Here is a 21,971-nt window from a genome sequence, read left to right as displayed (position 1 = left end):
CACCACGGCGGCCCCACCACCGACACCAACGGCGGCCAACTCTGCGCCCACGACCACGACCTCAAAACCCGAGGCCGATGGCGCCTCCAACAACCGACACCGGGCGAGTTCCGGTGGACCAGCCCATTCGGCCAGACCTACCGGACCCGGGGCGACCCGATCATCACCCCACCACCCTCCACACCGGGCGACGACCCGCCGTTCTGACGGGTTCCCCAGCGGGGAACCGGTCAGCGGCGCTCGATGGCTACCCGAATGCCGAACGCGATGAGCACCATCCCGGTCGTGCGTTCCAACCACAGCCGAATTTTCGGCGCGGTGAGAACGCCACGCGCCCGGTGCACCATCCAGGCGTAGACGGACAGCCACACGAGACCGATCGCCACGTGGATGGCCGCGAGCGTGAGGGTCTGGGGGAGCACCGGCGAGTCCCGGTCGACGAACTGTGGCAGGAACGTCAGGAAGAACAGCGCAGGCTTCGGATTGAAGACGGTACTGACCAGCCCCTGGAGAATCGGTCTGCGCGGCGGCGTCGCCCCGACCGTCAGCACGGGCGCATCACCCAGGGCGTCGACATGGGGGCGGCGTCGAGCGTCCATGAGGGTCTTGACCCCGAGATATCCGAGGTAACAGGCGCCGGCGAGCTTCACGAACGTGTAGGCACCTGCCGACGCCACGAGCAGAGCGGACAATCCCGCGGCCAACGCGGCGCTGTGGACCAACAACCCGAGAACATTGCCCAGGATGGTCCGCTGAGCCAGCCCTCGCCCACCCACGAGCACCTGCCGGGTGACCAGCGCCATGTCAGCCCCCGGCGCCAGGGTGATGAGTACAGACCCAACCAGAAACGGCACCAACTGCACACCAGTCAACACACCCGCAGAATCGCACAAGAGACGCCCCTCTCGCGGCCCATTTCAGGAGGGCGAACGCCTGAACAACCAAGACGACACTGCCGAACTCAGCCACCTCACCCCGCGCCGGCCAGGCAGTGAGGCACGGTGCACAGGTGACCCCGCAAGGCACCCGAAGGGGTTCCGCCGAAGGCGGGTAGTGCCTGAGTGGCGGCTCTCAGGGTGACCACAAGCGCGCGCGTCGCCGAAGGCGACGTTCTTTTCAGAGTGGGCCCCGAAGGGGTCCGCGAGGAAAAGAATCCCGAGGCAGCGAGCCGTCAGGCGAGCCGCGACGATGGCGCGCGGGAACAGGCCAGAGGTCAAGCGTATCCGAGCTTCTTGCTGCAGCTGGGCCAGGCGTTCCAGCCCTGCTCGCTCTGGACCTTCTTGGCTACCGCAATCTGCTCTTCACGGCTGGCCTGGTCGGCGGAGCGGGCGTACTTCTGGCCGCCGTAGGAGCGCCACGTCGAGTCGGTGAACTGCAGGCCGCCCCGGTAGCCGTTGCCGGTGTTGGCGTCCCAGTTCTGGGTGCTTTCGCACTTCGCCAGCCTGTCCCACTTGGCGTCCTGGGTCCGGCTCGACGAGCTGGAGTAGGCGGCGGACGTCGCCTCGCGGCGCTTCGCGGTGGCGGAACGGCGCTCGGATGCCGCCGATGCGCTCGCGCGGCGCTTGGTGGCGGAGGCTTCGCTGCGCTTCGACGCGGATGCTTCGCGGGCCTTCGAACGAACGTTGTCGTGATTGCGGTACGTGCTGACCGCATCGTCGTCGTCGTAGGAGTGCCTGCGTGAGGCGGAGCTCGACGAGTAGTCGTCATCGTCGTCGTCGGACCAGGTCGAGGCGTAGCCGTCGTCCACGGCGTACATCGAGCCGGTCGAGTCGTCGTCGTCCGAGAGCGGTGATGCCATCGCCGAGCCGGTGAAGACCAGCGGGGACGCAGCCATCACGGTCAGCGCGCCGACGCGGGCGAGGCGTAACGCGGTGTTAGTGGGCTTGCGGTGCCGACCAGACATGGGACTCCAGACACACGACGGACATCATGCTCGAGCTTTGAGTGGCCTGGTCGATCCGCATGGTGCTGGGGGAGCGCGAACCGAGCCGGCGGGGAATTCTGGCACAGCGTAACCGAACCGAGATACGACGCAACAGTCAGTGGGCGGCGTGTTACGCACAGTCTTGATCGGTTGCCCACCGGACGCGTTTCGTCGTGGTCAGCGCTTCCGGACAGATAGGTCCTCTGACCTGTAGTTTCTGCGTCGAGAAGAGTCCGCCGGGGGGCGCGGCGGCTGCGTCGATCCCGGCGATGGACGTCCGCGCGGAGTCGTGGCTCTGGGTCACGATCAGCTCGGTGTGCCCGGGTGCCGTGGCGACTGATGTGGGCGAGGCGTCGCCTGACACCGCACGAGCGAGCCGGGTGCCGCCACGCAGCAGGACCGCATTGCCCGAGGCGGTCGAGGTCGTGATGGGTCCGGAAGAGCCAGCGACCACCTCACCGTGGCCAGCGGCTGAGCGTCGGTAGGGTGCCGAACCATGAGCAATGGCAAGCCTGAGATCGACTTCCCCGGTGGCGAGCCGCCCGCCGAACTGCAGATCACCGATGTCTGGGTGGGCGACGGCGCCGAGGCCAAGGCCGGCGACACGGTCAAGGTGCACTACGTCGGCGTCGCATGGTCGACCGGCGAGGAGTTCGACGCCAGCTGGAACCGGGGCACGCCGCTGCCCTTCAAGCTCGGTGTCGGTCAGGTCATCTCCGGGTGGGACCAGGGTGTGCAGGGCATGAAGGTCGGCGGCCGTCGCCAGCTGGTCATCCCGCCGAACCTGGCCTACGGCGACCGGGGTGCCCCGGGTGCGATCGCCCCCGGCGAGACCCTGATCTTCGTCTGCGACCTCGTCTCGGTCTGACACGCCCGAGCCCACCCGTTCTCGTGAAGGTTGTGGCGGGTGTGGCAACTCGGGAGCTCCTGGCTCGTTGTCCACGAGGAGTTGCTGGACAACCGAAGGAAACCGATGAGCCGCGCCCGCCGCACCCTGCTGACCGTCCTGATCGTCGCCAGCACGAGCCTGGCCGTCGGCGGAGTCGCCTTCGCCGCCGACTCGAACGACGACTCGGACCCGGCGCCCACCGCTCAGGCCTGCGCCTCGCCGCTTCCCGGCGACTGCGGTGACGGCGGGGACATGATCGTCCCGCACCTCCCGGCCGACGTGACGCCGCAGTACCCGCACTCGGACAAGAAGGCCGACAAGTCGCAGAAGGTGAAGAAGTCCGACGAGCGCTCGTCCGACTCAGACTCGGACTCGGACTCCGACAGCGCGAGTGGCTCCAGCGACTCCGACGAGTAACTCACGCGCCTGGGCGCGGCTGGTGAATTAGCATGTGATCAGTGCTCAGACGTGCGCTGATCCTTGCGGTGGTCCTGTTCTCGACCTTCAGCTTTCCACTGACGATCACCGGCGCCTCGTTGGCGATGCCGGAGATCGGCACCGATCTCGGCGCTGACCTCGCGGCCACGCAATGGGTGGTCAACGGCTACAACGCCTGTTTCGCGGCGTTCCTCGTCGTGACCGGTTCGCTGGCCGACGTGCTCGGTCGGCGGCGGATCTTCGTGGTCGGGCTGACGCTGTTCTGTGTCACCTCCGCCGCGAGCGCACTGGCCCACGACATCCTGCTGCTCAACGTGCTGCGCGCGCTGGGTGGCATCGGAGCCGCCGCCGCGGTGACCGGCGGCGGCCTGATCCTGGCGCTGACCTTCGAGGGCGCGGCGCGCACCAGGGCGTTCAGCCTGCTCGGAACGATGATCGGCACCGGGCTGGCGTTCGGGCCGACGATCAGCGGCCTGCTCATGGAGTGGCGCGGCTGGCCCGCCGTGTTCGGGGTACCGGCGGCGCTGGCCGCCGTGGCGCTCGTGGCGGTTCCGGTTCTCCCGATCGGACGAGGCGAACCGGGGCGCTCGATCGACGTCACCGGCGCGGTCGTGTTCACCTCGGCCCTACTGTTGCTGATCTTCGCGCTCGTCGAGGGGCCGGACCTTGGGTTCGCCAGTCCGACGGTCCTCGTCGCGTTCGCGCTGGTGGTGCTGCTCGTCGTGGCGTTCCCGTTCGTGGAACGGCGCGCCGAGGATCCGCTGCTGGAGCTCAGGCTGCTTCTCGACCCCGGATTCCTCGCGCTCTCGGTGGCGACCGGCGCGATCGTGTTCGTGCTGATCCCGCTCCTGGTGTACCTGCCGACCTACCTGATCTCGGTCGTCGGCCTCGGGCCGGGGCGAGCCGGTGTGTGGATGCTGATGCTGACCGGGCCGAGCGTCGTGCTCCCCTCGGTGGGAGCACTACTCGCCAAGCGACTGCCGAAGGCCGTGCTGGTCTCCGGTTCGGTCGCCGTCACCGGGGTCGGCGCGCTGCTGTTGATGACGATCGGCCCGGACAGCACCGCATCGCGGCTGGCAGTGCCCCTGCTGCTGACCGGCATGGGGTTCGGGCTGTCCACCGGGCTGTTGGACGGGCTGGCGATCAGCAGCGTGCGACCCGAACAGTCGGGCATGGCCTCCGGTGTGTTCAACACCGCGCGGCTGGCCACCGAGACCGTCGGGATCGCGGCGGTCGGCGCGCTCCTCGCGGGACTCACCGGCGACCGGCTCGTCGGAGCCGGATTCACCACCGCGCTGCACACCGTGTGCCTGTGCCTCGGTGTCATGGCCGCGCTGGCCACGGTCTGCGTGCTGCTGCTGTTCCGGCGCTCAGCCGGGGATATTGCACCGGCCGGCGGCGTAGACCGGGCCGGCCAGCACGGGTAGGCCCGCAGGCGGGTTCAGCTGGGCGGGCGCGTGCCAGCTGGTCAGGCGCGACTCGCAGTCGTCCGTCGCACCCCGCGTGCCGCCCTGGCCGCCGATCCACATGTCCAGGTGCGTGTCCGTACCCGCCGGCGCCCCGGTCGCCCCGGAGTCCTCGACGATCACGTAGCGCTGCACGCTCGGTAGGTAGAACTTCGTGCCGGGTGCCCAGTCCATCGCGCCCTGGTGGCCGGGCACGGCGACGGTGATCGGGTCCTCGAACGTGCCCGAACCGCCCGCCTCGTGATGCAGCACCGGTTCGCCGACGATCGAGGACCCCGGCGGGGTGTTGTCCTGCCACGAGTAACCGGTCAGCCAGATCCGCAGCTGCTTCGGCGCGGGCGCGGGAGGTGCGGGCGGTGGCGGGGTGACGACGGGTGGCGCGACCGCGGGCGGCGGCGCCGGGGGAGGGGGTGCGGCCGGCGCGGGTGCGGGCGGAGCGGACGTACCGCAGCCGGCCAACAACGCCAGTGCCACGGCGGTGGCGAGAGGCCAGACGGAAATGTTGCGCACTCAACCACGCTACCTAGGGGGAGGTTGACGACGTCTCAGCGGTAGCTTATTTTAATTTCAATAAGAAACCGTGGATCGATGAGGGAGATCAGCCATGCCGCAGGCGTACATCGTCGAGGCAGTCCGGACCCCGGTGGGCCGGCGCAAGGGCGGCCTGTCCGGTGCGCACCCGGCGGACCTCGGTGCGCACCCGATCCGCGAGCTGGTGAAGCGCACCGGTGTCGACCCCGGAGCCATCGAGGACGTCGTCTACGGGTGTCTGGACACGATCGGCGCGCAGGCCGGTGACATCGCCCGCACGTGTGCGCTGGTCGCGGGCCTGCCCGAGCACGTCCCGGGTGTCACGGTCGACCGGCAGTGCGGGTCCAGCCAGCAGGCGGTCAGCTTCGCCGCGCAGGCCGTGCAGTCCGGTTCGGCGGACCTGGTGATCGCCGGCGGTGTGCAGAACATGAGCCGCTACCCGATCATGTCCGGCTTCTACGCCGGTCAGGCGTTCGGCGACGACGACCCGTGGAGCGGCAGCGAGGGTTGGGTCGCCCGGTACGGCAACGCCGAGATCTCCCAGTTCCGCGGTGCCGAGATGATCGCGGAGAAGTGGGACATCAGCCGCGAGCAGATGGAACAGTTCGGCTACCAGAGCCACCAGCGTGCGCTGCACGCGATCGCCGAGGGTCGCTTCGACCGCGAGATCGTCGCGTACGGCGAGGTCACCGCCGACGAGGGCCCGCGTGCGGACACGACACCGGAGAAGATGGCCGGGCTGAAGCCGCTCAGTGAGGGCGGCCGGCTCACCGCCGCGGTGTCCAGCCAGATCTCCGACGGCGCGGCGGCACTGATGATCGCCTCCGAGGAGGCGGTGCGCGTACACGGGCTCACGCCTCGCGCGCGCATTCACCACATGTCGGCGCGTGGCGCGGACCCGACCTGGGTGCTCACCGCACCGATCCCGGCGACCGAGTACGCGCTCAAGCGCACCGGCCTGTCCATCGGCGAGATGGATGTCATGGAGGTCAACGAGGCGTTCGCCTCGGTCGTGCAGGCCTGGCTGAAGGAGACCGGCGCCGACCCGGACAAGGTCAACCCGAACGGCGGCGCGATCGCGCTGGGCCACCCGCTGGGCGCCTCTGGCGCCCGTCTGATGATCACCATGCTGCACGAGCTGGAGCGCACCGGGGGCCGCTACGGCCTGCAGACGATGTGTGAGGGCGGCGGCCAGGCCAACGTGACGATCATCGAACGGCTCTGATCCGGGGCACCAGCCAGTCGTCGAGGCGCCGGTCGTAGTCGGGGGACACCTTCAGGCCGCGACCGGTACCTCGGGACAGCCAGCCCAGCTCCAGCAGCCGTGCGGTGAGTGCCGCCGGCAGTGCGCCCGCCAGGTGCGGGCGCCGGTCGGTCCAGTCGTTGCAGCTGCGCGCGAACACCCGTCGGCCGCTCCCCAGCCGGCGGGCGTCGATGCCCAGCGCGGTGACCAGCTCGGTGCCCTCGTCGGTCAGTCGGTGATCGCGGTCATCGAGGAGGGTCAGTGCGCCCGCGTCGAGCAGGCGGTCGCGCAGCTCGACGCCTCGGCGGCCGGCGAGGTGGTCGTAGCAGGTTCGCGCTTCGGTGAGTCCGGCAGCGGCTCGATGCGCGCGCAACGACCGTACCGGTGCCGCCGGGGCGAGCTGGGCCAGCGCTTCCAGAGCCGTGGCGACCTCGGGTCCGGCCAGCTCGTGGTAGCGGTGCCTGCCCTGCGCCCGTACTCGCACCAACCCGCCGTCGATGAGCTTGCGCAGGTGCACGGTCGCCGTCGCGGCCTTGATGCCGGCGCGCCGGGCCAGCTCACCGGCGGGAAGCGCCTGGCCGCCGGCCAGTGCGGTCAGCATCGCGGCCCTCGCCGGATCACCGAGCAGTGCGGCGATCGGCGCCAGATCGCGGTCTCCCACCATGGCCCCAGTGTCGCGCGTCGACGTTTAGTCCGCTGACGAAGTTTCGCGGCCATAGCGTTGCCGACATGCAGAAGACAGAGCACATCGTCGAGGCGTGGGACACCGCCCTCGGCGCGAAGGACCTCGACGCCGCCATGGCCCTCTACCACCCGGACGCCACGCTGGAGAGCCCGCTCGTCCGCCACCTGCTCGGCGGCGAGGAGGGCATCGTGCGCGGACGGGAGAACCTGCGCGGCTTCGTCGCGAAGGTGTTTGCCAACCAGCCCGCGAAGCGGCGCCGTTTCCGCAACGCCCCGCTGACCGACGGCACCCGCCTGACCTGGGAGTACCCGAGACAGTCGCCGGACGGCGACCAGATGGACATCATCGAGATGATGGAGATCGAGGACGGCCTGATCAGGCGCCACCGCGTCTACTGGGGCTGGGTGGGTGTCGGGATGCTCAGCAGCGGCGAGCACTCCCGCTGACGGTCAGCCGATCCGGATGTGGCGCAGGCCGACAACGCTGCGCCGCAGCCGGCCGAGCACCGGCCCGTCGGGCGAGGTGAGCGACAGGCCGGCCGAGTCCGCGACCCGGCCGGCCACCTGCGCCACCGTGAGGTCGTCGGTGCGGATGTGCTCGGCGAACTCGGGCCGGTGAAGCTGGTCGAGGCACCCGTCGAGCTTGCCCTCCGCGAAGGTGTCGACGGTCAGGCCGAGCCGGCTGCGACGCCGCAACCGGTCGAGCACGGTGGCCCGTTCGGCGAGCAGCGCGAAGTGCCGGACGTCGTGGCCGTCCTCCCGCAGCCTGCCGACGATCTCGGCGAAGTACCGGGGCACGACGAGCGTCATGGGCGCGATGACCGGTCCCTGGTGGCCGCGCAACACCAGGCTCAGAACCTCGTGAACACCATGGCGCCACGAGGAGAGGTCCTGGAAGTCGCTGCGCAGCGCCGCCGGCATCGTGCGGTGCAGCCCGTAGCCGACGTTCTCCGGATCACACACGACACTGCCCGGCAACCGCCGGTGCAGCTCGAACGCGGTCTGGGTCTTCCCGACCCCGAACGGCCCGTTGATCCAGATCAACACCCACCCAAGGTACCCACCCACCCACAACACCCGTGAGTGGCGAGTGGTCCCATAGGACCACTCGCCACTCACGACGACTGACCAGCGCAAACACCGCCGACGGCCAGAACCCCCACTTACGGCACCGCCGAAGGCGCCTCACCTGAACGCCCTGAACAGGAGCGTCCCCAAGCGGGCTCGGCGAGACTTCGAAGGGTTCCGACGAGGCGGCCCATCCGGGCAACGGCTGAGCCGGCTCCGCGAGTCTCCGTAGGAGTTCCGGCGAAGGCCGGCGTAGTGAATGTCGGCGACCAAACCGCCCAGCTGCCAGGGCGGCTCCCGGGGTGGTCACAGAAAAACATCGCGCGGAACAGGCCCAAAAGCCTGCACGAAGTTCGCGAAGCGTTCCGCCACGGGGGGCAGCGGGCGTCCCCGGATCGAGACCAGACCGATGTCGCGGTAGGCGCGGTCGTCGGTGAGGCTCAGGTAGCGAACCTCCGGCGTCGCGCGATGGGCACGGGGTCTCGGGGTGATGGCGACCCCGAGACCCGCGGCGACCAGGCCTTCCATCGACGGGATCTCGGTGCTCTCGAAGGTGATTTCCGGGGTGAAACCGGCGGCGGCGCACAGCTCGTCACTCAGCTCGCGCATGCCGAACCCTCGGCGCAGTGCCACGAACGGCTCGTCGCGGACCTCGGTGAGCGCGGCGCTCTCCCGAGTCTCGAGCCGATGTCCCAACGGGACCGCGAGGCACAGCTGTTCGCGCAGCAGTGGGGTCCAGTCGGTGTCCGAACCGTCGGGCCGAGGGCTGGTCACGGCGAGATCGACCGTGCCGCTGCTCAGGTCGGCGAGGATCTCGTGACCGGGCGCCTGGCGCAGCTCGAACCGCACGCCGGGCACCTCGGTCCGGTAGCGGCGCAGCAGTTCGGGCACCAGCCAGATGGCCACCGAGTGCAGGAACGCCAGCCGCACCGTTCCTCGGTCCGGGTCGATCAGGTTCGTGATGCGGTCGCTGGCCGTGTTCAGCTCGGACACGCACCGGCGGGCGTGTTCGAGGAGGATCTCGCCGTAGCGGTTGAGTCGTAGCCGCCGGTTGACCCGGTCGAACAGCGGCGTGCCGAGGCGGTGCTCCAGCCGAGCGAGCGAGCGGGACAGGGTCGGTTGCGTGACGTTGAGCTGTGCCGCGGCCTCGGTCATGTGTTCGGTCTCGGCCAGTACGACATACCACTCGAGCTCGTCGATCGTCACCGATTCATTTTCGCATCAACTTGGCCAAAATCATGCATTGGACGCATCTATGATCGGTACCTACTGTAGTTAGCTATGGAAACGAGTTCGGCACAGGAAGTCTTCGCGGGTCACGAGCGCGGCACGGTGGCCTACCGACGTCTCGCCGCCGCGCTCTGGTGCGCGGGACTCGCCACCTTCGTGCTGGTCTACTGCGTGCAGGGGCTGCTCCCGATCCTGGCGGTGCAGTTCCACGTGTCCTCGACGACCTCCAGCCTCGTGCTGTCCTCGACGACCGCTGCTCTGGCGCTCGCCGTCATCCCGCTGTCCTCGGTCGCCGAGTCGTGGGGCCGGGCACGCGTGATGACCTGGGCCTTGGCCAGCTCGGCCGTGCTCGGGCTGCTGGCGCCGCTCGCGCCGAACTTTCCCGCGCTGGTCGCCATCCGCGCACTGCAGGGGGTGGCGCTCGCCGCGCTGCCCGCCCTGGCGATGTCGCACGTGACCAGGGAGGTCGCGCCACGCTGGCTGGGCGGCGCCATGGGCATGCTGATCGCGGGCAACACGATCGGCGGTCTGTCCGGCCGGCTGATCGCCGGCGCGGTCGCCGACTTCGGCGGCTGGCGGCTCGCCCTCGCGGTGATCGGGGTGCTGTCGCTGATCTGCACCGTCGTGTTCCGGCTACTGCTGCCTCCGACGATGGCGCTGGACCCGGACCGGATCCGGTTGCGCGACCTGGCCGGCCCGATGCGGTCTCACCTGCGCGATCCCGGGATGCGCTGCCTGTTCGGCGTCGGGTTCCTGCTCATGGGCGCGTTCGTGACGGTCTACAACTACCTGGGTTTCCGGCTGATAGCCCCGCCGTTCTCGCTCACGCCGGCGCTGGCCGGACTGATCTTCTTCGCCTACCTCGCCGGTTCCTGGGCGTCGACGGTCGCGGGCCGGCTCGCGGACCGTCTCGGCAGGCGGCGCATGCTCTGGGTCGCGGCGCTGGTCGCGGTCGCCGGTATCTGGGTGACCGACCCGAGCTGGCTGCCCACCGTGCTGCTCGGCCTGCTGCTGGTGACGGTCGGCTTCTTCGGCGCCCACTCGGTGGCCAGCAGCTGGGTCGGCAGGCGGGCCTCGATGCTGCCCGGCGGCTCGCCGGCGCAGGCCTCGTCGCTGTACCTGTTCGCCTACTACCTGGGCAGCAGCGTCGGTGGTTCGCTCGGTGGGATCGCCTTCGACCACGCGGGTTGGCTCGGTCTGGTCTGCTACGTGACGGTGCTGCTGCTCGGCGCGAGCGCGCTCGGCCTGGTGCTGCGCCGCGTGCCGGCTCCGACGCCGGTTCCGGTGACCGAGAATGTTTGCGCACAGTAAAACTATGCATTCGGTATGAGCCCACAACGAAACCTTTGACGATTGCCGTTTCAGGGGTGAGACTGTCCCGCATGGCATTCCGGTCGATGTGGATCTGGAGCGTCGTCATGGCGCTAGTTCTTGCCGGTGTCGACGTCTCCGAGGGCCCTAGCTGGGTGTCTGCCGCGATCGGGTTCGTATTCCTGATGATCGGCGCTATCGTCGCGTTCGCCGGAATCGCGCTTGCGATGGCTGTGCAGGACGAGGCCAATGATCATTATCGGATCGGCTAGTAACCTCACTTTCCGTGACCGATCACGCGCTGATCACGACGAGAATCGCCCTACCGACCGACGTCGATTCGGTCGCGCGCATCGCGCATGACGCCTACGAGCACTACACGTCCCGGATCGGCCGTTCGCCCGCGCCGATGACCGCCGACTACCCGGACCTGATCTCGCGCGGCACGGTCTGGGTGGCCCAGGCCGCGGATCAGATGCTCGGGCTGCTGGTCCTCCTCGACCGCCCCGACCATCTGCTGCTGGACAACATCGCGGTCGGTCCGGAGGCGCAGGGGCGTGGGGTGGGTGCGCTGCTGCTGGAGCTGGCCGAGCGGGAGGCTCACCGGCTCGGCCACGACGAGGTCCGGCTGTACACCAACGCCGCCATGACGGAGAACCTCGACTACTACCCCCGGCGCGGCTACCGCGAGACCCATCGCGGCGAGCAGGACGGCTACCAGCGCGTCTACTTCACGAAGACGCTGACGGCAGCGACGCCGTGAGCTCCAGCTCCACCAGCTGGTCGGGATAACCGAGCGCGGCGACCCCGAGCAGCGTGCTGGCCGAGGTGAACGCCGCGCCGATCGCCGACTCGGCGAAGCGATGCCACGCCCGGGCCAGGAACATCGGATCGGTGCCCACCACGTAGACCACGGACCGGACGACGTCCTCCGGTCGCGCCCCGGCGACGGTGAGCGCCCGCTGGGTGTTGAGGACCGTCCGGTCGACCTGGGCGTCGAGATCGCCGACGCCCACGACCACCTCGCCGGTCTCGTCCATCGGCATCTGCCCGGCTAAGTACACCGTGCGCGAAGGCTCGACGATGGTCACGTGGTGATAGCCGGACGTGGGATGCAGCTCGCCGGTCTCGACCCGATTGATCACTCCGCCATCGTGCCGAGACGCAAGGCGACGGCACAATCGAGTTTGTGACGACACACGTGGTGGCGATGGGCGGCGGCGGGTTCTCCATGAACGAGGGAGCGAGCCCGCTCGACGAGTACGTCCTGTCGCTGGTGGCGGAACCGAAGCCCACCGTGTGCTTCGTGGGGACCGCCACGGGCGACGCCGTCGGCTACGTCGAACGCTTCCACACCGCGTTCGGTCCGTTGCCCTGCGAGACCACCGACCTGAGCCTGTTCCAACGGGACGACCGGACGCTCGCCGAACGGCTCGACGCGGTCGACATCGTCTACGTCGGCGGCGGGTCGACGGCGAACCTGCTGGCGGTGTGGCGGCTGCACGGCCTGGACCAGGCATTGCGCGAGCGTGCGCACGCGGGCCCACTGGTGCTGACCGGCTTGAGCGCGGGCGGTCTGTGCTGGTTCGAGGGCGGCATCACCGACTCGTACGGACCGCTGTGCCCGCTGCCGGACGGCCTCGGCTGGGTGGAGGGCTCGTTCTGCCCGCACTACGACGGCGAGCCGGGCCGTCGCCCGGCCTACCGTCAGGCGATCGCCGAGGGCACGCTCGCCCCGGGTTACGCCGCCGATGACGGCGCCGCGCTGCACTTCGTGGATGGGACCCTGCGCTGCGCGGTGTCCGAGCGCGCCTCGGCCACCACCTACCGGGTGGAGCAGCGTGACGGGCGCGCGGAGGAGACCCCGATAACCGCGACGCAGCTCTAGCGCGGTGTCCGGGAGGGGGTTTGGGTGACTTCGCGGAGCTTCATGTCGCGTCGCAGACACTGCAGCGTCTGCGACGCAACACGAACGTCTGCGAGGTGAGCCAGAAGGTCTGCGAGGTCGGGCGGAAGCCGTTCCCGCGACGCGAGGAGGCCCGCCAGAAACCTGTCAGCTCTTGACCAGACCCCGGCTGATGACCAGGCGCTGGATCTGGTTCGTGCCCTCGAAGATCTGCATGATCTTGGCCTCGCGCATGTAGCGCTCGACCGGGAAGTCGCGCGTGTAGCCGTAGCCGCCGAAGACCTGCACGGCGTCGGTGGTGACCTTCATGGCGGCATCGGTGGCGATCAGCTTCGCCACGCTGGCCTGGCGGCTGTACGGGCGACCCGCGTCGCGGCGTCGGGCCGCGTCCAGGTAGGTGGCGCGGGCGGAGTCGACGGCGGCGGCCATGTCGGCGAGCAGGAACCCGAGGCCCTGGTGGTCGGCGATCTTGCGGCCGAACGTCTCGCGTTCACCCGCGTACTCGATCGCCGCGTCCAGCGCTGCCTGGGCGAGACCGGTCGCGCAGGCCGCGATGCCGAGCCGGCCTGAGTCGAGCGCGCTGAACGCGATCTGCAGACCTTGGCCTTCCTTGCCGATGAGCCGCTCCGAGTCGAGGACCGCGCCGTCCCAGTTGGCGACCGTCGTGGGGATCGCGTGCAGGCCCATCTTCTCCTCGGGCTTGCCGAACGACAGCCCCTCGGCGCTGCCCGGCGCCAGGAAGCAGGAGATACCCCGGCTGCCCTCGCCGGTGCGGGCGAACAGCGAGTAGAAGTCGGCCTTGCCGCCGTGGGTGATCCACGCCTTGGTGCCGGTGATGCGGTAACCGGCCTCGGTGCGTTCCGCCTTGCAGCGCAGCGCGGCGGCGTCCGAACCGGCCTGCGGCTCGGACAGGCTGTAGCCGCCGACGGTCGTGCCGCCGAGCATTTCCGGCAGCCACCGTTGCTGCTGGGCCTCGGTGCCGAAGGTCGCCATCGGGAAACACGACAGGCTGTGCACGCTGACGGCGACCGCGACGGCGGCCCAGCGCGCGGCCAGTTCCTCGAGAACCTGCAGGTACACCTCGTACGGCTGGTCGCCGCCGCCGAACTGTTCCGGGTAGGGCAGCGACAGCAGGCCGGCTTCGCCGAGCGTGGAGAACAGGCCGTCCGGGTAGGTCTCGGCGCGCTCGTGCTCGTCGACCCTGGTGGCCAGCTCCTTGTCGGCCAGGTCGCGGGTGAGTGCGATGAGGTCTTCCGCCTCGGTGGTGGGCAGCATCCGATCGACCGGCACGACGACTCCAAACGGTACTATCAGCGGTACGTCAGTACCGTTAACGATAGCTGATCGGGCCGGATGTGAGGATGGGTAGGTGAGCCAGACCTCGGTGGATGGTGTCCGGCGCGGAGCCGCGCGCCGCGCGGAGCTCTTCGACGAGCTCGTCGCGTTGCTGCTGGCGGAGGGTTTCGGACACTTCACGCTGGACGATCTGGCTGCTCGTCTCCGCTGTTCGAAGCGGACCCTGTACGCGCTCGCCGGCAGCAAGGAACAGCTGGTGCGGGCCGCTGTCGTGCACTTCTTCCGTGGCGCGACGGAACGGGTCGAGGGTGCCGTCGCCGGTCACGACGAGCCGGCCGAGCGGATCGTCACCTATCTGCGCGCGGTGTCCGCCGAGCTGGCGCCCGCCTCGGCGGCCTTCTACACCGATCTCGCGGAGTTCCCGCCCGCCGGCGAGGTGTACGAGCGCAACACCCGAGCCGCGGCGCGGCGGGTGACCGAGCTGATCGACGCCGGTGTGGCGGCGGGGGCGTTCCGCGACGTGCACGCGGCGTTCGTCGCGGACGCGATCACCACGGTCATGGTCCGCATCCAGCAACGCCAGGTGGCGGAGGCGACCGGCCTGGCCGACGCAGAGGCGTACCAGCAGCTGGCCGAGTTGGTCCTGCACGGCCTCAGCGCTAAGTTGACACCTCGTTAGAAACACCAACGGGGGTGTCATGAGCCTGGATCGGACAACCGCTCTGCGACGCGAGTGCGCGGAGGTCGTGGGGTTCTGCCGTCAGCTGTCCGACGAGGAGTGGCGCTCGCCGAGCGGCGCGCCCGGCTGGCGGATCCAGGACGTCGTCGCACACCTGGCCGCGAGCTGTCACGCGATCTTCACGCCGGCGTCGATCTCGCTGATGACCAGCAAGGACATCGAGCGGACCAACGACGTGTACGTCGACAAGCGGCGCGACTGGGAACCGCTCAAGGTGCTCGGCGAGCTGGAGACGTGGGGCAAGCGGCTCGCGGTGATGTCCGGAATCGTCGCCCGCACACCGATCGCCCGGATCCCGATGCCGCTCGGCGAGCTCGGCCGGTTCCCGGCGGCCGTGCTGCTCAACTCGGCGTTCGTGTTCGACCAGCACACCCATCTGCGCCACGACATCGCGCCGGCGCTCGGCCGGCCGGCGCCCAGCAGCGACGAGCTGCGCATGGCGGTCGTGCTGGAGTGGATGTTCGCGGTGCTCAGCAACCAGCTGCGTGCCGCGCGCCCCGCTTGGCTGGACCGGCCTATCTCGATCAACCTGAGCGGTCCCGGTGGCGGCCACTGGCTGGTCGCGCCGGACGGCTCGATCGCCCCCGGCGCGGCGGAGGGTGCCGCGCAGATCGTCGGAACCGGCATCGACTTCCCGGGCTGGGCCACGGCGCGCACGCCCTGGCGCGAGTCGGACGTGAAGATCACCGGCGACCCCGAGCTCGGCGGCCGGCTGCTCGACTCGATGAACGTGGTCTGAGCGGCCGGGCGAACCCCCTTCGCTCGCCCGACCACTGGTTATGACCGTGGCCGGGCTCGTTGAGTTGGGCTCATGTGACTTGAGCCACACACATGCCGTGAAGCCGCCCGCCAGCACTCCGGGCCGCGGCAAACCGGGCCACGGCAAACCGGGCTACGGCTAACTCGGCTCCGCGAGTCTCCGAAGGAGTTCCGGCGAAGGCCGGCGTAGTGAATGTCCGCAACCACGCCCTCAGGCCGGACGGCGGCTCACAGGGTGACCACAAGCGCGCGCTCGGCGACGAAGGAGCTTGTTTTTCTGGGAGTACCCCAGCGAGCGTTTACGTGAGCCGGGGTGGTCACAGAAAAACTCCGCGCGAAACAGGCCCAAAAAGACCAGCCTTAAGACTCGTCGTCCGGCCGCGCGTGGTCGGGCTTGCCTGGCGTGGGGTCCCTGGTCAGGTCGATGAGCGGGTGCACCGGGGCGCCGTCGGGTAACTCGTGCTCGCCGCCCTGCGACGGCTCTTCCGGCTCCGGCTGGACATCCTCGTTCTCGGGCATGGCGAGAGTGTAAAGGTTCCTTAACCGGACTCGATCAGCGCGCGGGATCCCGGCCCAGTTGAGAGTATTCGCGCCATGAGCACCAGCGCAGCACCGTCGCGCAACAGGATCGCGGTGGCGAGCTTCATCGGGACCGCGATCGAGTTCTACGACTTCTACATCTACGGCACGGCCGCGGCGCTCGTGTTCGGCAAACTGTTCTTCCCGAAGTTCTCGCCGACAGCGGGAACGTTGCTCGCGCTGGTGACGTTCGCGGTCGGGTTCGTCGCGCGTCCGCTCGGCGCGATCCTGTTCGGGCACTTCGGCGACCGGCTCGGCCGCAAACGGATGCTGATCACATCGTTGCTGGTCATGGGCTTGTCGACGGTGGCGATCGGACTGGTGCCGTCGTTCGCGACGATCGGCGTTGCGGCGCCCATCCTTCTCGCCGTGCTGCGTTTCCTGCAGGGCATCGGGCTGGGCGGCGAGTGGGGCGGCGCGGTGCTGCTGGCCACCGAGTACGCGCCGCCGGGCAAGCGGGGGCTCTACTCGGCGTTCCCGCAGCTCGGGCCGGCTGTCGGGTTCATCCTGGGCAATGCGCTGTACCTGCTGTTGAACGCCGGGATGAGTGCGGAGTCGTTCGAGCTGTGGGGTTGGCGCATCCCGTTCCTCGCCTCGGCGGTGCTGCTGGGCGTCGGCTACTACATCCGGATGAAGATCGCCGAGACGCCGGTGTTCCAGGCGGCGCTGGAGGCTCAGGAGCAGGTCAGGATTCCGTTCGTCGACCTGCTGCGTAACCAGCTCGGTGTGCTCGTGCTGGCGACGCTGTCGTTCATCCTGGCGTTCACGATGTTCTACACGGTCACCGTGTTCTCGTTGTCCTACGGGACGGCCACGTTGCACGTCTCGAACACGACCATGCTGGTGCTGGCGATCATCGCGTCGGCCGTCATGGGTGCGGCGACGCTGTGGTTCGCGGTCCTGTCCGACCGGCTCGGTCGAAAGAAGCTGTGCATCGCCGCCGCGGTCGCCGCGGCGGTGTGGGCGTTCCCGCTGTTCTGGTTGCTGCAGACCAGGAACCCGCTGCTGATGGGTGTGGGCATGGTCGTCGGTCTGGTGTGCTTCGCACTGCTGTACGGGCCGATGGGCGCCTACTTCCCCGAGCTGTTCCGGGTGCGTTATCGCTACTCCGGTTCGTCGTTCGCCTACAGCGCGGCGGGCATCATCGGCGGCGGGGTCAGCCCGCTGATCGCCACCGAGGTGTTGAAGCGGACCGGCTCCACGACCGGGATCTCGTGGTACCTGATCGGTGTGGCCGCGTTGTGTCTGGTCTGCCTGTTGTTCCTGAAGGAGACCCGCGACGCCGACTTCACCGACGGCCTCGGAGCCACCCCCGTGGAGCGGTAGGCGCGATCATGAACCCTGAAACAGGATACTGATTCAGCAAGCATTGTTGACAATCGGACATTATGCTCCTCGGATGGGTGAAGCGAGAGGCGAGCGGCCGGACTTCCTGGTCGAGAAGCGCAGCATCGAGTTCATTCCGCACGAGCTGCGGCACGGTAAACCGTCGGACCTCATGTACGTGTGGTTCGGCGCGAACATGGAGCTGCCCGTCGTGGCGGCGGGCGCGGCGACCGTCGCCTCGGGGCTGAGCCTCGGGTGGACCGTCGTGGGCATCGTGATCGGCGTGCTGGTCGGCACGCTGTTCATGGCCAGCCACTCCGCGCAGGGGCCGCACCTGGGGCTGCCGCAGATGATCCAGAGCCGGGCACAGTTCGGGTACTACGGCGCGGCCTTCCCGCTGATCTTCGTGGTGGTCATGTACCTCGGCTTTTACGCCGCCGGTGTGGTGCTGGGCGCCCAGGCCCTGACTGCGTTGACGGGTCTGCCGCTCAGCGCCGGGATCATCGTGCTGTCCGTGCTCAGTACGCTGGTGGCGATCTTCGGCTACAACCTCATCCACCGGTTCGAGCGCTACCTGTCCTACCTCGTCGCCGCCGTCTTCCTGGTGTTGAGTGTCCTGTTGGTGTCGGCGCACCACGGTGGCGCTCCGATGGCGAACCCGACCAGCGGCTTCGCGCTCGGACCGTTCCTGCTGGCCATCTCGGTCCCCGCGGTGTCGCAGCTGGGCTTCGCGCCGTACGTCGCCGACTACGCCCGGTACCTGCCGGAGAGCACGTCGGTCCGCAGCGTGTTCTGGTACACCTACGCCGGGGTCGGGGTGAGCGGCGCCTGGCTGATGGTGTTCGGCGCGGCGTTGCAGCAGCAGTTCACCGGCGGGCCGGTCGCCGCGATCGGGACCGTGGCCAGCGGCGCGGGCAGCTGGTTCACCGCGATCACCTACCTCGCGCTGATCCTCGGGGTCTTCAGCATCAACGCGCTCAACATCTACGGCGCGTACATGTCCTCGCTGACGTTCGTGACGACCTTCCGCCGGCGCTTCAGCGGCGGCCTCGCGCTGCGGCTGGCCTATCTGCTGCCGGTCGCGGTGCTGTCGACCTACCTGGGGTTCCTGTACAAGGACAACCTCCTGGACACGTTCGAGACGTTCCTGGTGCTGGTCCTGGCCTTGATGAGTCCGTGGACCGCGATCAACCTCGTCGACTACTACCTGATCCGCAAGGGCCGCTACGACGTCGACGCGATCTACCAGCCGAACGGCATCTACGGCCGGCTCAGCGCCGCCGGGATCAGCGCGTACCTGGTCGGCTTCGCCGCGCAGGTGCCGTTCATGTCCAACGACGTCTACACCGGGCCGATCGCCCGCGCGTTGCACGGCGGGGACGTGTCCTGGGTGATCGGTGTGATGGTGTCCGGTGCGCTCTACCTGGTGGCGATGCGTCGCACGACGGCGGCGCTGGTCAGCTCTCCTTGAGGATCGTGCTCAGCAGGTGCCGCGTCTCCTGAGGGGACGCGGCCTCCGCGCACAGCTGGTCCATCACCAGCAGGTAGCTGTCCAGGTCGCCGCTCTTGTCCAGGTATACCGCGCTGGTCAGCTGCTCCATGTACGCGACGTCGGGCAGCTCCGGATCGGCGAAGCTCAGGATGCTGAACGACCCACCGGCGGCCGCGTGGCCACCCGCGAGGAAGGAGGCCACCTGCAGTGTCACGTTCGGCAGCTCGCTGAGCTCGATGAGCCTGCGCAGCTGATCGCGCATGACGGCAGGGCCGCCGACCGGCCTGCGCAACGCCGCCTCGTCGAGCACCGCTCTGACCCTCGGTGCTTCGGGCCTGATCAGCAGCTCCTGCCTGGCCATGCGCAGGTCGACCCGCAGGTCGGCGTCGGTGCTCCGCGGCCGGGGGTGGCCGAGTAGCGCGACCGCCCGGCTGTACGGCTCGGTCTGGAACAGGCCGGGGACGAACTGCGCCTGGTAGGTGCGGATCACCGCCGCGGCCTGCTCGAGCCCGACGTACAGCTCGAACCACTGCGGGAGCACGTCGCTGTACTTGTGCCACCAGCCGTGCGAGTTCGCCTGGTCGGCGAGCGAGAGGAACCCCTCCCGCTGACGCTCGTCGACGACGCCGTACAGGGTGAGCAGGTCGGCGATGTCACGCAGCTTGTACCCGACCCGGCCCAGCTCGAGGCGACTCATCTTGGCCTCGGATGCGCGGATCGTGTGCCCGGCCGCCTGCCGGGTGATCTCCTTCGACTCACGCAGCCTGCGCAGCCGGGCGCCGAGCATGATGCGCAGCACCGTCGGCCCGCCGCGTCGTGGTGGCTGGTCGATCGGGGGAAGGGTGCTGTTCCGATTCACGCTCATGGCCGTGTCCACTCCCAACGCGCCCCCCATGTGCGACGGCGTGAGGGAAAGGATATCTGATAACCAGACTTCGGGGTATGGAATCGAAGGTTCTCCCCGGTGAGTGGGCGGTCAGCCTCCCGGCTTCGGTGCGGCGCCCGGGACGTTCAGCGCGAACTCCAGGATCGACCCAGGATTGTCCAGGTCACCGGTGACCGAGCCGGACTGCGGACCGGCCTTGCCCTCGCTGTCGGTCGCCACGTAAATCTTGGTGTGGTCCGGGCTCAGCGCCACATCGCGGTAGCGGTTGCGGGTCCGGAACAACTGCAGGACGTCGCCCTGTACGGAGCCGCCGTCCTGGGTCAGTTTCAGCACGTAGACGGCGCCGTTCTTCAGGCTCGGCACCAGGAGCGCGTTGGCCAGCGCCGGGTTGGGCGCATTGTCGGCGGGCACGTAGTCGAGGCTGGACGGCGCGATCGACGGCCAGCACAGGTCGAACTCCTCGCCGCACGCCGGATCCCGGAAGTTGTGTCCGGTGGGCACGGTGTAGATCGTCTTGAGTGGTTCGGTGTAGGTCGGGTCGCTCCACTGCAGCTCGCCCGGACCCTTCGGCACCGAGGCGGGCACGTCGTAGTCGTCGTACTCCAGTCCCGCGCAGCCGGGCGCCGCCGACCAGTTCGAGTAACGGTAGGACTGCTCGTCACGGAACCCGGCGACGAGCGGCCAGCCGTAGTTGCCGCCGGGGCGCAGCAGGTTGATCTCGTCGTCGCTCTTCGGGCCGTGCTCGTCGGAGAAGAGCTTGCCGTCGGGGCCGGCCGCGAGACCCTGCGGGTTGCGGTGGCCGTAGGTGAAGACGTGGCTGCGCACGCCCTTGATCTGCGGGTTGTCCGTCGGGACGGTGCCGTCGAAGTTCATCCGCAGCGTCTTGCCGACGTAGGTGCTCCAGTCCTTGGCCGCGACCTGCGCGTCGGTCGGCAGGTCCTGCGCCCGGATCGGGACGCACGCGCGGTCGAACTGGTTGTTGCCCTGGTCGCCGATCGAGTAGTACAGCTTGCCGGCGCTCACCACGAGCCGGCCGGCGTTGTGGTCCTCGCTCGCGGGGAGGTCGGTCATGACGTCGACCGGATTGCTCAGCTTCGCGCCCGCCTGGTCGTAGGCGTAACGGACGATCTTGCCGCGCAGGTTCACCGGAGGGGCGGGATCGGCGTCGTAGTCGTAGGCGACGAACACCGAACCCGGTGCGAACGCCAACCCGAGCAGCCCGTCCTGCGCACCGCTCGCGGAGACCTCGGGGATGGCCAGCACGACGGACTTCGCGCCGTCCGCCGGGTTGATCCGCTGGATCTGCTTGCCGGTCTTCTCCGTCGCCCAGAGGAAGTTGTCCGGCCCCCAGGTCAGCTCCCACGGGTTGGACAGCCCGCTGGCCAGCACCTTCATCGTCGGCGGCGGTCCCAGCGCGGCGGCGCCGGCGCTCGGGATGTCCGGCTTGGCGGTGGGCGGCGGCGGTGCGGGCGTGGTCGAGCACGCCGCGACCAGACCGGCACAGGCCACCAGTGTCAACGTCCGCTTCACGTCGGATCCCCCTGAGGACGGGCTGAGAGCCTCCGACCCTAGTACGGGCGCTGGTGATCCACACCACTCTTTCGTCTTTCGGGGGTCCTTGCAGCTTCGGAAGGGGTGGCATCCCCGCTGGCTTTCAGTGTGCTTGGCGTGGCCGCCCGCTCTCAACCCCCGGCTGACGCCGGCCTCGCGCAGGCTCCTGGTTGCGCGTAGTTCGGGGGCGAGGTTTCAGGGTTGACAGCGGGCGGCCACGCCAAGTGCTTAGCCAGGATCGCGGGGATGGGGGTGGTGTGCGTGCATGCCGTTGGTGGTGGCGGGCCGATGGCGCTTTCTTTGCGCATTGGGCTGCGCCCTCGCGCGTTGCGCGTAGTCCCATGAGTCTCTGTGGTCGCTTTGTGGTCGCCTCGGTGTTGCTCGTGTGACTGATGGGGCGTCAGCGTCGACTTTGCACACCTACGTGCTGCGTCGCACATGTCCGGACATGTGCGACGCAGCACGTAGACGTGCAAAGTTGGCCGCGATGGGGCTGGTGTTACTGGTGGGGTGATCTTGAGCCCCGAGCACGCGCACAGAACGAGTGTGGTCACCCGGAGACCGTGGGGGGCGCGGCGCAGCCGTGACCAACAACAGCGCCGCAGAGCTCCCCTTCCCCCGCGATCCTGGCAAAGCACTTGGCGTGGCCGCCC

24 protein-coding genes and 1 pseudogene are annotated in these 21,971 nt (G+C 69.0%); 14 read left to right on the top strand and 11 right to left on the bottom strand.

Annotated elements, in window-relative coordinates:
• Window positions 1-207 (top strand): annotated as a pseudogene (locus G406_RS58010) (hypothetical protein); the annotation flags it as partial.
• Between the two features lie 23 nt (window positions 208-230).
• On the opposite strand, the gene G406_RS0136710 reads toward G406_RS58010, so the two are convergent.
• Complete coding sequence (locus tag G406_RS0136710; protein ID WP_281172600.1) at window positions 231-854, bottom strand: LysE family translocator; 624 nt, start codon at window positions 852-854, stop codon at window positions 231-233.
• 359 nt (window positions 855-1,213) lie between these two features.
• Window positions 1,214-1,903 (bottom strand): transglycosylase family protein, encoded by a 690-nt coding sequence (locus G406_RS59480; RefSeq protein WP_281172599.1) that lies wholly within the window; start codon window positions 1,901-1,903, stop codon window positions 1,214-1,216.
• 517 nt (window positions 1,904-2,420) lie between these two features.
• Here G406_RS59480 and G406_RS0136695 point away from each other — a divergent pair.
• The 3 genes from G406_RS0136695 to G406_RS0136685 all read left to right on the top strand — a co-directional run bounded on the left by G406_RS0136695 (window position 2,421) and on the right by G406_RS0136685 (window position 4,678).
• A complete protein-coding gene (locus G406_RS0136695; RefSeq protein WP_028937700.1) occupies window positions 2,421-2,792 on the top strand; it encodes an FKBP-type peptidyl-prolyl cis-trans isomerase in 372 nt (123 codons plus the stop codon).
• Between the two features lie 105 nt (window positions 2,793-2,897).
• Window positions 2,898-3,230: a hypothetical protein gene (locus G406_RS0136690; protein ID WP_156935336.1), complete on the top strand. Its 333-nt coding sequence runs from the start codon at window positions 2,898-2,900 to the stop codon at window positions 3,228-3,230.
• A 41-nt stretch (window positions 3,231-3,271) separates the two neighbouring features.
• On the top strand, window positions 3,272-4,678 hold the full coding sequence (locus G406_RS0136685; RefSeq protein WP_028937698.1) for an MFS transporter: 1,407 nt from the start codon (window positions 3,272-3,274) through the stop codon (window positions 4,676-4,678).
• On the opposite strand, the gene G406_RS57520 is transcribed toward G406_RS0136685, so the two are convergent.
• Window positions 4,622-5,227 (bottom strand): hypothetical protein, encoded by a 606-nt coding sequence (locus tag G406_RS57520; RefSeq protein WP_051343160.1) that lies wholly within the window; start codon window positions 5,225-5,227, stop codon window positions 4,622-4,624. The genes G406_RS0136685 and G406_RS57520 overlap by 57 nt on opposite strands.
• Before the next feature lie 94 nt (window positions 5,228-5,321).
• Here G406_RS57520 and G406_RS0136675 point away from each other — a divergent pair, with 94 nt between their 5' ends.
• On the top strand, window positions 5,322-6,473 hold the full coding sequence (locus tag G406_RS0136675) for an acetyl-CoA C-acetyltransferase (protein ID WP_028937697.1): 1,152 nt from the start codon (window positions 5,322-5,324) through the stop codon (window positions 6,471-6,473).
• Here G406_RS0136675 and G406_RS52125 read toward each other — a convergent pair.
• A complete protein-coding gene (locus G406_RS52125; protein ID WP_051343159.1) occupies window positions 6,457-7,155 on the bottom strand; it encodes an ArsR/SmtB family transcription factor in 699 nt (232 codons plus the stop codon). The genes G406_RS0136675 and G406_RS52125 overlap by 17 nt on opposite strands.
• Before the next feature lie 65 nt (window positions 7,156-7,220).
• Here G406_RS52125 and G406_RS0136665 point away from each other — a divergent pair, with 65 nt between their 5' ends.
• Window positions 7,221-7,622, top strand: coding sequence for a nuclear transport factor 2 family protein (locus tag G406_RS0136665; protein WP_028937696.1), 402 nt, complete (start codon window positions 7,221-7,223; stop codon window positions 7,620-7,622).
• Window positions 7,623-7,625: 3 nt separating this feature from the next.
• Here the strand turns inward: G406_RS0136665 and G406_RS0136660 are convergent, their stop codons facing one another.
• Both G406_RS0136660 and G406_RS52120 read right to left on the bottom strand, forming a co-directional pair.
• Entirely contained in the window at window positions 7,626-8,222 is a 597-nt protein-coding gene (locus tag G406_RS0136660; RefSeq protein WP_028937695.1) for an AAA family ATPase, read from the bottom strand.
• A 327-nt stretch (window positions 8,223-8,549) separates the two neighbouring features.
• Entirely contained in the window at window positions 8,550-9,449 is a 900-nt protein-coding gene (locus G406_RS52120) for a LysR family transcriptional regulator (RefSeq protein WP_037080318.1), read from the bottom strand.
• A gap of 75 nt (window positions 9,450-9,524) precedes the next feature.
• Between G406_RS52120 and G406_RS52115 the strand changes: the two genes are divergently transcribed.
• The 3 genes from G406_RS52115 (at window position 9,525) to G406_RS0136640 (ending at window position 11,547) form a co-directional block, all read left to right on the top strand.
• Window positions 9,525-10,784, top strand: coding sequence for an MFS transporter (locus tag G406_RS52115; RefSeq protein ID WP_037080315.1), 1,260 nt, complete (start codon window positions 9,525-9,527; stop codon window positions 10,782-10,784).
• A gap of 71 nt (window positions 10,785-10,855) precedes the next feature.
• On the top strand, window positions 10,856-11,056 hold the full coding sequence (locus G406_RS0136645; RefSeq protein WP_028937694.1) for a hypothetical protein: 201 nt from the start codon (window positions 10,856-10,858) through the stop codon (window positions 11,054-11,056).
• A gap of 14 nt (window positions 11,057-11,070) precedes the next feature.
• A complete protein-coding gene (locus G406_RS0136640; protein WP_245607339.1) occupies window positions 11,071-11,547 on the top strand; it encodes a GNAT family N-acetyltransferase in 477 nt (158 codons plus the stop codon).
• Here the strand turns inward: G406_RS0136640 and G406_RS0136635 are convergent.
• A complete protein-coding gene (locus tag G406_RS0136635) occupies window positions 11,516-11,929 on the bottom strand; it encodes a RidA family protein (RefSeq protein WP_037080311.1) in 414 nt (137 codons plus the stop codon). The genes G406_RS0136640 and G406_RS0136635 overlap by 32 nt on opposite strands.
• Before the next feature lie 44 nt (window positions 11,930-11,973).
• Here G406_RS0136635 and G406_RS0136630 point away from each other — a divergent pair, with 44 nt between their 5' ends.
• On the top strand, window positions 11,974-12,672 hold the full coding sequence (locus tag G406_RS0136630; protein ID WP_245607338.1) for a Type 1 glutamine amidotransferase-like domain-containing protein: 699 nt from the start codon (window positions 11,974-11,976) through the stop codon (window positions 12,670-12,672).
• Between the two features lie 165 nt (window positions 12,673-12,837).
• Here G406_RS0136630 and G406_RS0136625 read toward each other — a convergent pair whose 3' ends face one another.
• Window positions 12,838-13,980 carry an acyl-CoA dehydrogenase family protein gene (locus tag G406_RS0136625; RefSeq protein WP_028937690.1) on the bottom strand — a complete coding sequence of 381 codons (1,143 nt, stop codon included), beginning with the start codon at window positions 13,978-13,980 and terminating at the stop codon, window positions 12,838-12,840.
• Between the two features lie 79 nt (window positions 13,981-14,059).
• On the opposite strand from G406_RS0136625, the gene G406_RS0136620 reads away from it, so the two are divergent.
• Together G406_RS0136620 and G406_RS0136615 are read left to right on the top strand one after the other, a co-directional pair.
• A complete protein-coding gene (locus G406_RS0136620) occupies window positions 14,060-14,665 on the top strand; it encodes a TetR/AcrR family transcriptional regulator (protein WP_245607337.1) in 606 nt (201 codons plus the stop codon).
• A gap of 19 nt (window positions 14,666-14,684) precedes the next feature.
• Window positions 14,685-15,464, top strand: a complete 780-nt coding sequence (locus G406_RS0136615; RefSeq protein ID WP_028937688.1) for a maleylpyruvate isomerase N-terminal domain-containing protein — start codon at window positions 14,685-14,687, stop codon at window positions 15,462-15,464.
• Between the two features lie 380 nt (window positions 15,465-15,844).
• On the opposite strand, the gene G406_RS58005 is transcribed toward G406_RS0136615, so the two are convergent.
• Window positions 15,845-16,003 carry a hypothetical protein gene (locus tag G406_RS58005; RefSeq protein ID WP_169736859.1) on the bottom strand — a complete coding sequence of 53 codons (159 nt, stop codon included), beginning with the start codon at window positions 16,001-16,003 and terminating at the stop codon, window positions 15,845-15,847.
• Between the two features lie 75 nt (window positions 16,004-16,078).
• Here G406_RS58005 and G406_RS0136605 point away from each other — a divergent pair, with 75 nt between their 5' ends.
• Window positions 16,079-17,389, top strand: coding sequence for an MFS transporter (locus G406_RS0136605; RefSeq protein WP_028937687.1), 1,311 nt, complete (start codon window positions 16,079-16,081; stop codon window positions 17,387-17,389).
• 73 nt (window positions 17,390-17,462) lie between these two features.
• The gene (locus G406_RS0136600; RefSeq protein ID WP_051343158.1) at window positions 17,463-18,860 is read left to right on the top strand and encodes a purine-cytosine permease family protein; all 1,398 of its coding nucleotides are present in this window, start codon (window positions 17,463-17,465) and stop codon (window positions 18,858-18,860) included.
• Here G406_RS0136600 and G406_RS0136595 read toward each other — a convergent pair.
• Both G406_RS0136595 and G406_RS52110 read right to left on the bottom strand, forming a co-directional pair.
• Window positions 18,847-19,746 carry a helix-turn-helix domain-containing protein gene (locus tag G406_RS0136595; RefSeq protein WP_051343157.1) on the bottom strand — a complete coding sequence of 300 codons (900 nt, stop codon included), beginning with the start codon at window positions 19,744-19,746 and terminating at the stop codon, window positions 18,847-18,849. The genes G406_RS0136600 and G406_RS0136595 overlap by 14 nt on opposite strands.
• 111 nt (window positions 19,747-19,857) lie before the next feature.
• Window positions 19,858-21,297: a glucose/sorbosone family PQQ-dependent dehydrogenase gene (locus G406_RS52110; RefSeq protein ID WP_064743139.1), complete on the bottom strand. Its 1,440-nt coding sequence runs from the start codon at window positions 21,295-21,297 to the stop codon at window positions 19,858-19,860.
• Window positions 21,298-21,971 lie beyond the last annotated feature (674 nt).

The organism is Actinospineispora spinosispora DSM 44797 (assembly GCF_000429025.1).
In the GTDB taxonomy this organism is placed as follows: Bacteria; Actinomycetota; Actinomycetes; order Mycobacteriales; family Pseudonocardiaceae; genus Pseudonocardia; species Pseudonocardia spinosispora.
The sequence above is the reverse complement of the archived record's forward strand: the minus strand, read 5'-3'. Positions and strand labels throughout refer to the sequence as shown.